Origin of the sequence: Flagellimonas olearia, assembly GCF_004150225.1 — a bacterium.
GTDB lineage: Bacteria > Bacteroidota > Bacteroidia > Flavobacteriales > Flavobacteriaceae > Flagellimonas > Flagellimonas olearia.
This window is the reverse complement of record NZ_ML142907.1, coordinates 179,733-193,647: the sequence shown is the minus strand read 5'-3', so window position 1 is coordinate 193,647 and position 13,915 is coordinate 179,733. Positions and strand designations below refer to the sequence as shown.

The window sequence follows — 13,915 nt, the reverse complement described above, 5'->3', positions numbered from 1 at the left end:
TTTTTGTGGCATGCTGAAACCATTTTCGGAACATATTGATACCAATCTTCCTTTCCTAAAGGAAAAATCCCTTTTGGTGGCCTGTAGTGGGGGAGTGGACAGTGTGGTATTGGCCCATTTATGCGTTGCTGCGGACTTAAAGGTGACCTTGGCCCATTGCAACTTTCAATTAAGGGGGGATGAAAGCGATGGGGATGAGGCTTTTGTTAAGAATCTTTCCTATGAATTGGGTATTGGGGTGATGGTCCAATCGTTTGACACGGAGAAATATGCGGAAGCCCATAGAGGCTCCATTCAAATGGCGGCAAGGGAGTTGCGCTACCAATGGTTCAATGAGCTTTTGGGCTCTGGGGAGTTTAATTATATCATGACGGCCCACCATGCCGATGACGATTTAGAGACTTTCTTGATCAATCTATCCCGCGGAACGGGCATTGAGGGACTTTCAGGGATTCCTGTCCAAAATGAAAAAGTAATTCGACCCTTGTTGAATTTCTCAAGACAGGAAATTTTGTCCTATGCGAAAGACAATAATCTGGAATGGCGGGAAGATAGCAGCAATTCGGAAAGCAAATACCTTCGCAATAAAATCCGATTGGATATTGTGCCCCAACTTAAAACACTGCATCCTACCTTTTTGAAAAACTTCATGCGGACCCAAGCCCATTTGGAGCAAACCCAATCCTTGGTGCGTCATCACATGGAGGAAATCAGGGCAAGACTGTTTGAAAGTGATGGAGATACCATCAGAATAAGCGTGGAAAAGCTGCAAGAACTGAAACCCGCAGCTGGGTATCTATACGAACTCTTCCAAGCGTATGGCTTTACGGAATGGAATGATGTGGAAGGCTTGTTGCACGCCATGAGCGGCAAGGAGGTGCTGTCCAAAACCCATAGACTGGTAAAGGACCGTACCCATTTGATTTTATCGCCAATCGAAACCGGACCGGAGGAAGTATTTTGGATTTTAGATAATGTCAAGGAACTGGAAATCCCCATCAACATTAGGTTTCAAAACGTTAAAAAGGTTGAAAATACGGGGCGAAATGTCATCTATTTGGATAAGGAAAAGTTAAACTTCCCGTTACAATTAAGGAATTGGGAAAAAGGCGACTATTTTTATCCCTACGGAATGAAAGGGAAGAAAAAGCTGTCCAAGTTCTTCAAGGATGAAAAAGTGGATGTCATTTCCAAGGAAAAGCAATGGCTGTTGTGTTCAGATGACGCCATTGTTTGGGTAGTGGGACGAAGAGCGGATGAACGGTTTAAGGTTGAGGATTCGACCAAGGAAATTTTAAAGATCACACTGGTTTCATGAAGTATTTTTTGCTCGTATTCGGATTTTTGTTTGCCAACCTGCATAGTTCTGCGCAAACGGATGCCAACCCTGCTCTTTGGAGCCATCAAGTGAACAAACTGTCGGACACGGAGTACGAACTGGTCTTTAAGGGTGTCATCATGGACGGGTGGCATGTGTATTCCCAATACACGGCCGAAGGAGGGTCACTCCCCAGTGAATTTACCTTTGAGAAAGCAGGAGAGGACTACGAATTGGTTGGTGAGACCACGGAAAGTGAGACCATCCATGAATACAGCGATATTTTTGAAGTGGAAGAAACCTTTTTCAAGAAGGAGGCCATTTTTACCCAAAAAATCAAACTGCTCAATCCAGAAGTACGGCAAATCACCGTGAATCTCTTTTACCAAATCTGCAAGGAGGTCTGTATCCCCAAAGATGAATTGTTCCAAATTTCCTTGGATGGCAATGCATTTACCGATGTGCAAAAGGAACTGGACGGGCGCAGTATTGCCCTTGGAAAATCTCTGCGTTTGGATTTAAAGAACAAAGCATTGTTGAACCAAGACGGTCTTGGGAGTTCCGAAGGAAAATCCAACCTATGGGTGATTTTTGGTCTGGGTTTTTTGGGAGGGCTTATCGCCTTGCTCACACCCTGCGTTTTTCCCATGATCCCATTGACGGTGTCGTTTTTCACCAAGCAATCGCAACAAAAGTCCAAAGGAGTGGCCAATGCCATACTCTATGGCTTTTTCATTGTTTTGATCTATTTCTTGCTGAGTTTGCCCTTTCACCTGTTCAATTCGGTGGATTCACAAATACTGAACACCATAGCCACCAATATCTGGCTTAACGTGGCATTCTTTATCATTTTTGTGGTCTTTGCCTTTTCGTTCTTTGGATATTACGAACTCACCTTGCCCAGTTCATGGGCCAATAAGATGGATTCGGCCTCATCCAAAGTAGGAGGCGGCTTGGGCATATTCTTTATGGCCCTGACCTTGGCCATTGTCTCCTTTTCCTGTACGGGTCCCATTTTGGGCGGCCTCTTGGGAAGTACCACTTTGGCGGAAGGTGATGTGGCTACCAACCTTACCATTGGGATGGTGGGCTTTGGCTTGGCGTTGGCATTGCCCTTTGCACTTTTTGCCCTATTCCCCGCTTGGTTGAATTCCCTCCCCAGATCTGGCGGATGGATGACCACCGTAAAAGTGGTGTTGGGCTTCCTGGAACTCGCCTTGGCCTTCAAATTCCTGTCCAATGCAGATTTGGTGGGCAATTGGGGCATCTTCAAGCGTGAAATCTTCTTGGGCATTTGGATTGTACTTTTTGTGTTGATGACCCTCTACCTTTTTGGGTTGCTCCGCTTTCCGCACGACGGGCCCAAACAAAAGCTTTCCGCGACCCGAAAGTTTTTTGGGATTGCAGGATTGGCATTCTCGGTGTATTTGGTGCTGGGGATATTCAATGTGACCCCGTTGAAACTGTTGAGTGGATTTCCGCCCCCTAGCTTTTACAGCGTGGTTGAAACCGAGAGCGATTGCCCATTGGGATTGGATTGCTTCAAGGATTTTGAGGAAGGTGTTACGTATGCCAAAGAGGTGAACAAACCTATTTTGCTCGATTTTACAGGTTGGGCCTGCGTGAACTGCAGAAAAATGGAAGAAAATGTGTGGAGTGATGCCAGTGTTTATCCCATATTGAAAGATGAATATATTCTCATATCCCTTTATGTGGATGATAGAAAGGAACTCCCGGATGCAGAAAAATTTGATTTTCAGTATGATAGTGGTCGAATAAAGGCTATAGAAACCGTAGGGCAAAAATGGGGTACGTTCCAGACCATCAATTTCAATGCGGCTTCGCAACCGTATTATGTGCTGCTTTCCCCAGATTTGGAAATCCTGAATGATGCCGTCCAGTATGTGGATGTGGAGACCTATGAAAAATGGCTCAGGTCCGGTCTGGAAAAGCATCAGCTTTCCATGAACAAGTAACATTTATTTTGTGTTGATTTTTAATGCATTCAAGAAAATAAACTTACCTTAGAATGTTAATCAACTTAACCAAAATTCCATGAAAAGGATAAAAAAGGTACTCTGGGCTTTGGCAGTTTTGCTAGTGCTCATAATTGCAGGAGCACTGATTTTTGTCAACACCCTTAAACCAGATTATTCAGGAGAAAAGACCTTACCGGGATTGGAAAGCACGGTAAATGTGTTTTATGATACCTACGGAATTCCCCATATCTATGCGGAGAATGAGGTTGATGCCATCAAGGCCTTGGGATATGTGCATGCCCAGGACCGGCTTTGGCAAATGGAATTGTTGCGTAGGGTGGCCAAAGGAAGACTTTCCGAGGTTTTCGGACCCGATTTGGTAAAGACGGACAAGTTCTTTCTCTCCTTGGGGATTGATGACTATTCGGCCCAAACGGTGGCCAATCTCGACATGAATAGTGACATGGTGGTACTTTCAAGAGCCTATCTGGATGGAATCAATGAGTTTATAAAGAAGGGCCCCACCCCTGTAGAGTTCTACCTTACCGGATTGGAAAAGGAACCTTTTGTTTTGGAAGATGTGTATGATGCCGTGGGGTATATGGCCTTTAGTTTTGCCATGGCCCATAAAACAGACCCACTGTTGAGCAGTTTAAGGGACAAGCTAGGTGCGGAATACCTCAATGATTTGGCGATTGACTCGGACACGTCCACGGTATGGATCAAAAACTATCCCAAAGTATCCATGGACTCTTTGGGAGTGGATATCACGAATAGTGTGGCCCAAGCCCTTGAAAAATTGCCCATACCCCAGTTTATTGGAAGTAACAGTTGGGTAATAGCCCCCGAGAAGACAAAAAGTGGTAAGGTGATTTTCGCCAATGACCCGCATATTGGTTTTGCACAGCCCTCTGTATGGTACGAGGCGCATGTGAGCACGCCCAACTACGAAAAATATGGCTACCATTTGGCCGGTGTGCCATTCCCGCTGTTGGCCCATGATCGGAACTTGGCCTATGGTATGACCATGTTCGAAAATGATGATATTGATTTTTATTATGAGGAAATGCATCCATCTGACAGCACAAAATATAAGGTCGCATCAGGGTGGAAGGACTTTGAATATGTAACCAAGACCATCAAAGTAAAAGACGGGGAAGATGTCTCCTTTACCTATAAAAACACACACCACGGTCCGGTCTTGAACGGTATTGCCGACCAAATTTCACAAGAAACTCCTGTTTCCATGTCTTGGATCTTCACGAAACCCAAAAATGAGGTCATGGATGCCTTACATGGAATCAGTCATGCGACCAACATCGAAGAGTTTAAAAGTGCCCTTCCCAAGATACACGCTCCCGGTCTCAATATAATGTATGGGGATGCCCAAGGCAATGTGGCTTGGTGGGCCACGGCCAAACTATATCAAATGCCGGATAGCCTGTCCACTAAATTTATTCTTGATGGAGCTTCAGGAAAAGAAGAACCTTTGCGCTATTTGGATTTTTCGGAGAACCCAAGTGCTGTGAATCCGCCTTGGCATTATGTGTATTCGGCCAATAATCAACCCGATTCCATTGCAGGAATGGTCTATCCGGGATATTATTTGCCTGAGAATAGGGCCAAACGTATCGTTGAGCTATTGGAGCCAAAAAACGACTGGGATAAGGAATCCGCATCGGAGATGATATTGGATGTGACCTCATCTGTCAATCCGTCCTTGATTACGGAACTCATTAAGATGTTCGATGTCACCACACTCACCAATGAACAGTTGGTGCAAGTAGACTCACTCAAAAACTGGAATGGCCATTATTCCTTGAACAGTACAAGCCCTACCTTGTATCATCGCTGCGAATACTTTATGGTAAAAAATACTATGGAAGATGAGATGGGCACAGAGTTGTTCAATAAGTTTTTGGCCACCCACCTTTTTAAACGACAGATTGCTTGGGGAGCCAATATGGCCGAAGGCAAATGGTGGGACAATGTGCATACCAAGGATATGGTGGAAACCCGCAGGGACATTGTATTAAAATCTTTTGCTGATGCATGGACTTCCTTGGTCGAGGACTTTGGTCCGGACCCAAGCCAATGGACGTGGGATAAAGTACATACCGTGGAACATCCGCACCCCATTGGGCAAGTGGAATCGTTACGAAAGTACTTCAATGTTGGGCCGTTTCCTGTGGAAGGAAGCCGTGAGGTCATCAATAACATGGGATTTCCCTATGACAGTACCGGGCTTTATAAGGTCAACTCAGGACCTTCGACCCGACGCATCATAGACTTTTCGGATGTGGAGAACAGCATCAGTATCTTACCCACAGGACAATCTGGGAATCCGTTCAGCAAACATTACAAGGACCAAGCGGAGATGTATGTGCAAGGAAAGTTCCGAAAAATGATGATGAACCAACAAGAAATTGAAAATACGGCAGAGTCCGTTCTTATTTTCAACAAGGAATAACCGAAAAAAACAATACCCCTTCACCCATCCGTTGGTTCGGGATGGGGTTACATCAACTCAAAACCCGGTATCCGTCAAACGGGAGCATAGGGTTGGTTGAAATCTCTTACTTTTTGGGCTCATTTAATCCGAAAAGTCCCAAATGCTCATAAAAGTTTACGGAAGTGCCGTTTTCGGTATTGAGGCCACCACCATCACAGTTGAAGTAAATATAGATAAAGGCGTGGGCTACCATTTGGTGGGCCTTCCAGACAATGCCATCAAGGAGAGTAATTATCGAATAGCCGCGGCACTGCAAAATATAGGCTATAAGATTCCCGGAAAGAAAATCACCATTAATATGGCTCCTGCCGATATGCGAAAAGAGGGGTCTGCCTATGATCTTACCTTGGCGTTGGGAATATTGGCGGCTTCCGATCAGATCAAGTCAAACGGTATCGAGGAATATTTGATCATGGGGGAACTTTCGTTGGATGGTGGCCTTCAACCGATCAAAGGGGCCCTTCCGATTGCCATAAAGGCCCAGGAAGAAGGGTATGCAGGATTTATACTCCCCAAAGAGAATGCTGCGGAAGCCGCCGTGGTCAGCGGATTAAAAGTATTTGGTGTTGGTAACATCAAGGAGGTCATCGATTATTTTGATGCTGGAGTTCCATTGAAACAGACACTTGTAGACACCCAAAAGGAGTTTTACAAACATATGGACGATCCTGCGTTCGATTTTTCAGATGTAAAGGGACAGGAAAGTATAAAACGCTGCATGGAGATAGCGGCGGCAGGTGGGCACAATATCATTTTGATCGGACCGCCAGGTGCAGGAAAGACCATGTTGGCCAAGCGCCTTCCTTCCATACTGCCCCCCATGACTTTGAACGAAGCTTTGGAAACCACAAAAATCCATAGTGTAGTAGGTAAAGTGAGAAACCAGGGACTCATGGGGCAGCGACCGTTTAGAAGTCCACACCACACCATTAGCAGTGCGGCCTTGGTGGGTGGCGGAAGTTATCCTCAGCCGGGTGAAATCTCATTGGCACATAACGGAGTCCTTTTTTTGGATGAACTCCCCGAATTTGAACGCAGGGTGTTGGAAGTAATGCGGCAACCCATGGAGGACAGGGAGGTGACCATTGCCAGGGCCCAGTATACGGTTACTTACCCCAGTAGTTTTATGTTGGTGGCCAGTATGAACCCCAGCCCCGGTGGGTACTTTAATGATCCGGACGCCCCAGTGACCTCGTCCCCGGCGGAGATGCAACGGTATTTGGGCAGAATTTCCGGTCCCTTGTTGGATAGGATCGATATTCATATAGAAGTGACACCGGTTCCTTTTGAGAAATTGTCGGAAAATAGAAAAGGGGAAGATAGTAGTACGGTCAGAAAACGGGTGATGGAAGCCAGAAAAATACAGAATGGGAGGTTTATGGAAATGGGGAATCTGCATTATAATGCCCAAATGGGAACCAAACAGATTGCAAAATTCTGTGTACTTGGGGATGCATCAAAAGAATTGCTGAAAAATGCCATGAAACGGTTGAACCTATCGGCACGTGCCTATGATAGGATTTTGAAAGTGGCCCGAACCATAGCGGATTTGGACAATACCGAAAGTATACAGGAATCCCACATATCCGAAGCCATTCAATACAGAAGCTTGGACCGGGAAGGTTGGTTGGGTTAAGGTTACTTGTTGAAACGTTGAATCAGATGATAACTGAACTGTACCATTTCTTTGTAATTCTCTTTGCTGATTTTCTCATCGATACCATGAAAACGGGTATAACTTTCAGGAGCAATGCGAATGGGATAAAAACGGTACACTTCGTCCGAAACATCATAATAATAACGGGCATCTGTTCCACCGCCGATCAAACCCGGAACAACCACTACTTCCGGAAACACAGAGCGTATGGTGGTTTCAAGATTTTTGAATGCATCGGAATCAATTCCCGACACTGGGGATGGGTTGGTGGCAAATCCAGCCAATTCTACTTTGATCTTATCCCCAACGGTTTCTTGAACATGTGCTTTTACGGACTCAACGGTTTCTCCGGGTAATATTCTAAAATTGATGGTGGCTTTGGCCACGGTAGGGATTACGTTGTCCTTGACCCCGCCTTCAATGATGGTTGGGGCCGTAGTGGTATGGGCATTTAAAGCCTTTAGAACAGACCCTTTGAACAGCCATGGGTTGGCAAAGGCCATTTTTTTGAAAAAAGACATTTCCGCTCCCATATATTCAAACTGATAATCCAACGGCTTTACCAATTTATATGGTAGTTGATTGTTTTCGAGGTCCACAATAGCCTGAGCAAGCATACCGATTGTGTTGTGTTCTGGCGGGGCCGAGCTATGCCCTCCTTTGGTTTCCACAATTAAATGGAAAGAAGCATATCCCTTTTCCGCTAAATTTATCATGGCAACCGTCTTGTCAAAACCGGGCACCATATTTTCTGCCAAAAAGCCCCCTTCGTCAAGGGTCATGGCTGCATGGACTCCTTTTTCTTTCAGGTAAGATGCAATATTCTTGGCCCCGTTTTCGCCACCCAATTCTTCATCATGGCCAAAAGCAAGATAAATGGTCTGGGTAGGAATAAAAGGTTCTTTCAGTAATTGTTCCACGGATTCCATCAGTGCCATTAGAGAACTTTTATCGTCCATGGTCCCTCTTCCTATAATATGTGTGTCCGTTATGGTTCCATCAAATGGGCCGGCCTCCCAATTGACTAGGGTAGGTTGGTCCACGGGTACCACATCTTGGTGCGATAGTAAAATAATAGGCTGTTGGTTCGGGTCCGAACCTGTCCATTTATAAAGCAGGCTATAGTCGTTGATTTTTTCCAAGGTTAGGTTTTGGTGCAACAATGGAAAAGTTTCACGTAAAAAATCATGGAATCCATTAAAGGCCGTGGAATCGGGTAGGGTCTCTTCATTGTAGGAAATGGTCTTGAACTGGACGGCCTTGGAAAGTCGGTTATAGGCATTCTCGGAAAAGTCCATCGAAACGAGTGTTTCGGGGTCTACTTGCTTAGAGGTCAGTGATAGTGTGTTGGTGATCAAAACGGCAACAATTACCAAGACAATGGCAAGAAGTGCTAAAAGTAATTTTTTCATTAGGGATATAGAGGTTGGTTATCTGAAATTTTAAAGCAATTGATTTGCCCTGTTACAAATTAGATAAAAAATTGTAAGTCAAGGAGGTAGAAGCTGTTTTATTTGAAAAATCCTAAAAATGGATTCGGTATTTCATCATTTTGACAATAGATTGATCTTAAACAGGGGATTACGCAAATTATACGTTAAATATCTTGTATTAATCTGTTTATGAGTTGATTAAGGTGTATTTTTGCAGGGTTTTTTAAATTTTGAAGGAATGCAATGTGTTGAATTGAATCCTGCTGGGAATTTTGACCCGTGGGAACAGGAGAAGATAGATGAGTTGCTGCATCAAGAAATAACACAATCGCTAAGTGATCGATTGGTGTTTGAAAATGAAAGTGTAAAACTATGGGAATTACGTCTCGCCCCAAGGGAACGTATTCCGTTTAGAAAACACAATACCAACTATGGTTGGGTATGTACCACAGGGGGACTGGCCTTGACCCGTTATGGAAACGGAAAGATAGACATGATAAAACTGGATGCCGAGGATACCGAATATTTTGAATATAGGGGAAAAAACTATGTGAACGATTTGGAAAACATAGGCGAAGACCCCATTGTGATCAATATTCTGGAATACAAAGAAACCAAACTGGACAACAAGTTGCAGTTCTACAACTAAATGGCCCTGATGTTTGCCTTCAGTCCGGAAATGATGCCCAAGATGTTATCCACAGTATCCGTTAGGTAATATTTTACTGCCAAATGGGGTATTCTTACTGTTGTGAATCCGTTTTTGAATGAATGCATGGCGTCCTCAAGATCATTGATGGCCTGTTCATGGGTGATCATGTTGTAGTCCTTGTCAATTTCAATATTGAGTTTTACCCGGGAGATGGCAATGTCCACGGATCGTTTGCCGTCCCACCATTCCAGCATGGGGTTGGCGCCAGCTTCTTTCAATGCGTAAAAAAGTTGTATGGCTTCAAGGGGGGTGTCGTTGTTTAAAATAACCCTTTTAATGAGTTTGGTATGTCTTTCGCAAAGTTCAACACCTAGCGAATCAAAAGATTCCCTGTATTGTTCGTGTCCGATACTTCTGGCGCAATCCTTACATGTCATAAGTATTTGTTCGGTTTAGGTCTATGTATGATTTGGGATTATTATAACTTTCGCTTTTCCATTATCGTATAAATTGTCGATGTAAAACACCCCACTTTTAGACGAAATGCATTTTTTTGGATGAAATGCAACATTTCTCCAGATATCCTCTTATTTTGAAGACCAAGAAACCATCTCTATTATGTTCAAAAAAATAGGTCCGGGTGTTTTGGTCGCCGCTGCATTCGTAGGACCAGGTACCATAGCGATGTGCACGCTGGCAGGGGTTCGGTTTGGTTACGCCCTTATCTGGGCTTTGTTGGTATCCATTCTGGCTACGATCGCACTGCAGGGAATGGCAGGGAGAATAGGCGTGGTGACACAGACCGGGCTGGTGGATGTGGTAAGAGGGGAGCTCAAAAACCCTTGGGTGAAAAAACTGGTCATTGCTGTGGTCTTGGGCGCTATTCTTATTGGCAACGCTGCCTATGAGGCGGGAAACATTGGTGGGGCCACCTTGGGATTGGAGCAGCTTTTTCCACAACAACAGCTAATGCCATTTTATCCTTTGTTGGTGGGTTTGTTCATTTTTGTGTTGCTCTGGTTTAGCAATTACAAGATTCTGGAACGAATTTTTGTAGGCTTGGTCGCTCTCATGGGGGTATGTTTCGTAATCTGTGCCCTGTTGACCCAACCTTCTATTTCGGATATTGTACAAGGCATGTTCGTTCCAAGACCTCCCGAAGGGAGTTTATTGACCGTTATTGCCTTGGTGGGAACCACTGTGGTGCCCTACAATCTTTTTCTCCATGCCTCTTTGGTCAAGGAAAAATGGAAATCAGATAATGACTTGAAAGCGGTAAAATGGGATACGGCCATCTCCATTGGATTGGGTGGACTGGTGTCCTTGGCTATCTTGGTTACGGCTTCGGCAGCGCCTATTGATGATGTGAACAATGTCTTGGATATGGCCAAAGGTTTGGAGCCCTTGTTTGGCAAGATGGCCATATACCTTATGGCTGTCGGACTTTTGGCTGCCGGGATCACTTCGGCCATAACCGCAGCACTCGCCGCAGCATTTGTGGTCAGCAGTTGTTTTGGGTGGAGTGGGGGAATGCGGGACAGAAGGTTCAAAATGGTATGGGGCTTTGTACTCTTTTGCGGGGTATTCTTTTTGTCGTTCGACATACAGCTCATCCAGGTGATACAGTTTGCACAAATGGCCAATGGGATACTGCTTCCCATCATGGCAATTCTGCTGTTGTGGATCGTGAATCGCAAATCGGTTATGGGACCCTACAAAAACACATGGATTCAAAATATCATTGGAATTGCCATAGTGGGGTTCAGTATATTTTTAGGAGCGAAAAGTATTTTTAAAGTGATCGGATGGTTGTGATGGGGCAGTGGCATATAGATATCAATTGCGACGTAGGCGAAGGAGTGGGGAATGAAGCTGCACTTTTCCCCTACATTAGCTCCTGCAACATTGCCTGCGGAGGACATGCAGGGGACTTGGAGACCATGAGGCACATTGTAAAGTTGGCCAAGCAGCATCATATTAAGGTAGGAGCGCATCCTTCCTACCCGGATAGGGCAAATTTTGGTAGGGAGGTCATGGATATTTCACTCCAAGAGCTACAGGAAAGTATCAAAGACCAGTTAAAAACCTTTACGAAGGTTTTGCAGGAAGAGCAGGTCAACCTACACCACATTAAGGCCCATGGGGCTTTGTACAATCAAACGGCAAAGGATAAAGCATTGGCTGAAATCTATTTGGATGCCCTCACACCTTATGCTAAGGAAGCATTGCTGTATGCTCCGTTTGGATCCGTTTTTTCAAAAAAGGCGGAGCAACGCGGTTTTGAAATTTGGTTCGAGGCTTTCGCGGATAGGAACTATAACAATGATTTAAGTTTGGTCTCACGAAAACAGCCCAATGCCCTTATCCAGAACCCTGAGGAGGTCTTGAAACATGTAGTTTCCATAATAACGGAAGGCAAGGTTTTGGCTGTAACAGGAGAAAAGATAGGAATAGAGGCACAAACTTTATGCATACACGGCGATACTGCTTCCGCATTGGAAATATTGATGTATCTTTCGAGAGAATTGCCTAACCATCAGGTACGATTACAGTAGTGAAAAGTTACCCCATCACCATTAAGCCCTTTGGAGAACGCGCTATTCTAGTGGAATGGCCCAACCAAGTGGAAGAGTCTATTTTAGCGGACATCCTTGATTTTATGGATGCTTTCAAGGAATTGGGACTCCCCGGATGGGAGATGTCCGTTGCCTATAATTCCTTGACCATGGTCTGCAACCAAGAACATCTGGACTTCGAGACCATAAAGAATCTTGTATTGGACTGCCATTCAAGGCAAGCGGCCTCCAAAACAAAAAGGATCCAATATTTATGGCGAATACCGGTCTGTTATGATTTGGAATTCGGTATTGATTTGGAAGAAGCTTCCCAAACCTTGAAGTTGTCCCCCGATGAATTGATACAGGAGCATACGGCACATCAATATGTGGTGTATGGAATTGGTTTCCTGCCAGGTTTCATGTATTTGGGAGGATTGCCAACGGGCCTGGAAATCCCAAGAAGGGCGGAACCTCGTCTGCAAGTCGCCAAAGGCTCTGTGGGATTGGCAGGAAAACAAACCGGGGTGTATCCCCAAGATTCACCGGGTGGTTGGAACATCATAGGGAATTGCCCCGTGGAATTGTTCAATCCGAAAGCAGAGGAACCCTGTTTTGTGAAGGTGGGCGATAAAATTCAGTTTCAAAAAATATCAAGGGCCGAGTATGACTTGCACAAGATCGAGGGAGAAGTGGGGATTTACAAACCAGAGAAAACCGTATTGAATGCTTAAAGTGTTGAAATCCGGTTTTTTTATGACCATACAGGATTTGGGGCGGTTTGGACACCGGGATATTGGAGTGCCTATTTCCGGCGCCATGGACGTGGATTCCGTAAAAAAAGCCAATCTGTTGTTGGAAAATGACCCCAATGCGGCCGTACTTGAGATCACCATGCAGGGCCCAACACTCCAGTTTGAAGAGCCTACGGCCATTTGTCTTTCCGGAGCGCATATCTCTGCCACCTTGAACAATGTGCCCATTGAGAATTATCAGGTTGTACAGATTTCCAAAGGAGATATTCTCTCTTACGGTAGGTTGGAAAACGGATTTAGAGGCTATTTAGCCATTAAGGATGGGTTTCAGACCCCAAAAGTGTTAGGAAGCCGCTCCCAATTTATTCCGGTCACCAAAAAGAAACATGTCAAGGATGGGGAAGAGATTCCGTACACAAAAACCGATTCCTATGCGCCGATTATTTCCGAGGTCAAGATAGAAGACCATTTTCTGGGTGAGGAACTGGACGTGTTCAAGGGACCTGAATTTTCTCTTTTATCCGATCAACAATTGGCGGCCATTTTTTCAAAACCGTTTACGGTGTCCAAAGAAAATAATCGAATGGCCTATCAGCTTAAGGAACTGATTCCGGGACATGGGCATTCCATGCTCACTTCGGGAACCTTGCCGGGGACCATCCAATTTACGCCGGCCGGACGTTTGATCATTTTGATGAAAGATGGTCAGACTACGGGAGGCTACCCCCGGATATTGCAACTATCGGAAGCTGCCATAAATACACTCGCCCAGAAGAAGTTGGGGGATACCCTATCCTTCAAACTCCTATGATTGGATAAAATATTTTATTTTTTAATCGATAGGGGGCTTTCATAAAAGTATTTTTTTGTAACATTGGGGCATGAAAAGAAATATTCTAGTCAACGGTGTCGTCATTATTGTTCCGAACATGGAATGATACAGACTTGCTGTTGATGAAAAGGGCCTGTATCAAGATTGATGCAGGCCCTTTTTCTTTTGTATTATAAAAATAAATGAATATTGGATTTTTTTAAGTATAAATAATTGATTTTA

General features: G+C 44.6%; 11 protein-coding genes. 9 read left to right on the top strand and 2 right to left on the bottom strand.

Translation table 11 applies throughout. The features are described 5' to 3' along the window. The first annotated feature begins 10 nt into the window (after positions 1-10). From tilS to DN53_RS00845, 4 genes are all read left to right on the top strand, one after another. Positions 11-1,318: a tRNA lysidine(34) synthetase TilS gene (gene tilS, locus DN53_RS00860; protein WP_129652536.1), complete on the top strand. Its 1,308-nt coding sequence runs from the start codon at positions 11-13 to the stop codon at positions 1,316-1,318. Beyond that, on the top strand, positions 1,315-3,294 hold the full coding sequence (locus DN53_RS00855; RefSeq protein ID WP_129652535.1) for a protein-disulfide reductase DsbD family protein: 1,980 nt from the start codon (positions 1,315-1,317) through the stop codon (positions 3,292-3,294). Before tilS ends, DN53_RS00855 begins: the two co-directional genes overlap by 4 nt. A gap of 79 nt (positions 3,295-3,373) precedes the next feature. Further along, positions 3,374-5,767, top strand: coding sequence for a penicillin acylase family protein (locus DN53_RS00850; RefSeq protein WP_129652534.1), 2,394 nt, complete (start codon positions 3,374-3,376; stop codon positions 5,765-5,767). Between the two features lie 142 nt (positions 5,768-5,909). Further along, positions 5,910-7,445, top strand: a complete 1,536-nt coding sequence (locus tag DN53_RS00845) for a YifB family Mg chelatase-like AAA ATPase (protein WP_129652533.1) — start codon at positions 5,910-5,912, stop codon at positions 7,443-7,445. Between the two features lie 2 nt (positions 7,446-7,447). Here DN53_RS00845 and DN53_RS00840 read toward each other — a convergent pair whose 3' ends face one another. Continuing rightward, positions 7,448-8,878 carry a M20 family peptidase gene (locus DN53_RS00840; RefSeq protein ID WP_129652532.1) on the bottom strand — a complete coding sequence of 477 codons (1,431 nt, stop codon included), beginning with the start codon at positions 8,876-8,878 and terminating at the stop codon, positions 7,448-7,450. A gap of 259 nt (positions 8,879-9,137) precedes the next feature. On the opposite strand from DN53_RS00840, the gene DN53_RS00835 reads away from it, so the two are divergent. Then, a complete protein-coding gene (locus DN53_RS00835) occupies positions 9,138-9,548 on the top strand; it encodes a hypothetical protein (protein ID WP_129652531.1) in 411 nt (136 codons plus the stop codon). Here the strand turns inward: DN53_RS00835 and DN53_RS00830 are convergent. Further along, positions 9,545-9,988, bottom strand: a complete 444-nt coding sequence (locus DN53_RS00830) for a hypothetical protein (protein ID WP_116217812.1) — start codon at positions 9,986-9,988, stop codon at positions 9,545-9,547. The two genes, DN53_RS00835 and DN53_RS00830, sit on opposite strands and share 4 nt — an antisense overlap. 181 nt (positions 9,989-10,169) lie before the next feature. On the opposite strand from DN53_RS00830, the gene DN53_RS00825 reads away from it, so the two are divergent. From DN53_RS00825 to DN53_RS00810, 4 genes are read left to right on the top strand one after another with little or no spacing between them, the layout of a single operon-like run. Beyond that, a complete protein-coding gene (locus DN53_RS00825; RefSeq protein ID WP_129652530.1) occupies positions 10,170-11,366 on the top strand; it encodes an Nramp family divalent metal transporter in 1,197 nt (398 codons plus the stop codon). Beyond that, complete coding sequence (pxpA, locus tag DN53_RS00820; RefSeq protein ID WP_129653326.1) at positions 11,366-12,106, top strand: 5-oxoprolinase subunit PxpA; 741 nt, start codon at positions 11,366-11,368, stop codon at positions 12,104-12,106. The genes DN53_RS00825 and pxpA overlap by 1 nt, the downstream gene beginning before the upstream one ends. Next, the gene (gene pxpB, locus DN53_RS00815) at positions 12,106-12,840 is read left to right on the top strand and encodes a 5-oxoprolinase subunit PxpB (RefSeq protein ID WP_129652529.1); all 735 of its coding nucleotides are present in this window, start codon (positions 12,106-12,108) and stop codon (positions 12,838-12,840) included. Before pxpA ends, pxpB begins: the two co-directional genes overlap by 1 nt. Next, entirely contained in the window at positions 12,833-13,672 is an 840-nt protein-coding gene (locus DN53_RS00810; protein WP_129652528.1) for a 5-oxoprolinase subunit C family protein, read from the top strand. The genes pxpB and DN53_RS00810 overlap by 8 nt, the downstream gene beginning before the upstream one ends. Positions 13,673-13,915 lie beyond the last annotated feature (243 nt).

Bases quoted from the DNA above. Each gene is read 5' to 3' on its own strand.
- pxpA (WP_129653326.1), top strand. From the start codon at position 11,366: ATGGGGCAGTGGCATATAGATATCAATTGCGACGTAGGCGAAGGAGTG.
- DN53_RS00845 (WP_129652533.1), top strand. From the start codon at position 5,910: ATGCTCATAAAAGTTTACGGAAGTGCCGTTTTCGGTATTGAGGCCACC.
- DN53_RS00830 (WP_116217812.1), bottom strand. From the start codon at position 9,988: ATGACATGTAAGGATTGCGCCAGAAGTATCGGACACGAACAATACAGG.
- DN53_RS00810 (WP_129652528.1), top strand. From the start codon at position 12,833: ATGCTTAAAGTGTTGAAATCCGGTTTTTTTATGACCATACAGGATTTG.
- DN53_RS00835 (WP_129652531.1), top strand. From the start codon at position 9,138: ATGCAATGTGTTGAATTGAATCCTGCTGGGAATTTTGACCCGTGGGAA.
- DN53_RS00840 (WP_129652532.1), bottom strand. From the start codon at position 8,878: ATGAAAAAATTACTTTTAGCACTTCTTGCCATTGTCTTGGTAATTGTT.
- DN53_RS00855 (WP_129652535.1), top strand. From the start codon at position 1,315: ATGAAGTATTTTTTGCTCGTATTCGGATTTTTGTTTGCCAACCTGCAT.
- DN53_RS00850 (WP_129652534.1), top strand. From the start codon at position 3,374: ATGAAAAGGATAAAAAAGGTACTCTGGGCTTTGGCAGTTTTGCTAGTG.
- DN53_RS00825 (WP_129652530.1), top strand. From the start codon at position 10,170: ATGTTCAAAAAAATAGGTCCGGGTGTTTTGGTCGCCGCTGCATTCGTA.
- tilS (WP_129652536.1), top strand. From the start codon at position 11: ATGCTGAAACCATTTTCGGAACATATTGATACCAATCTTCCTTTCCTA.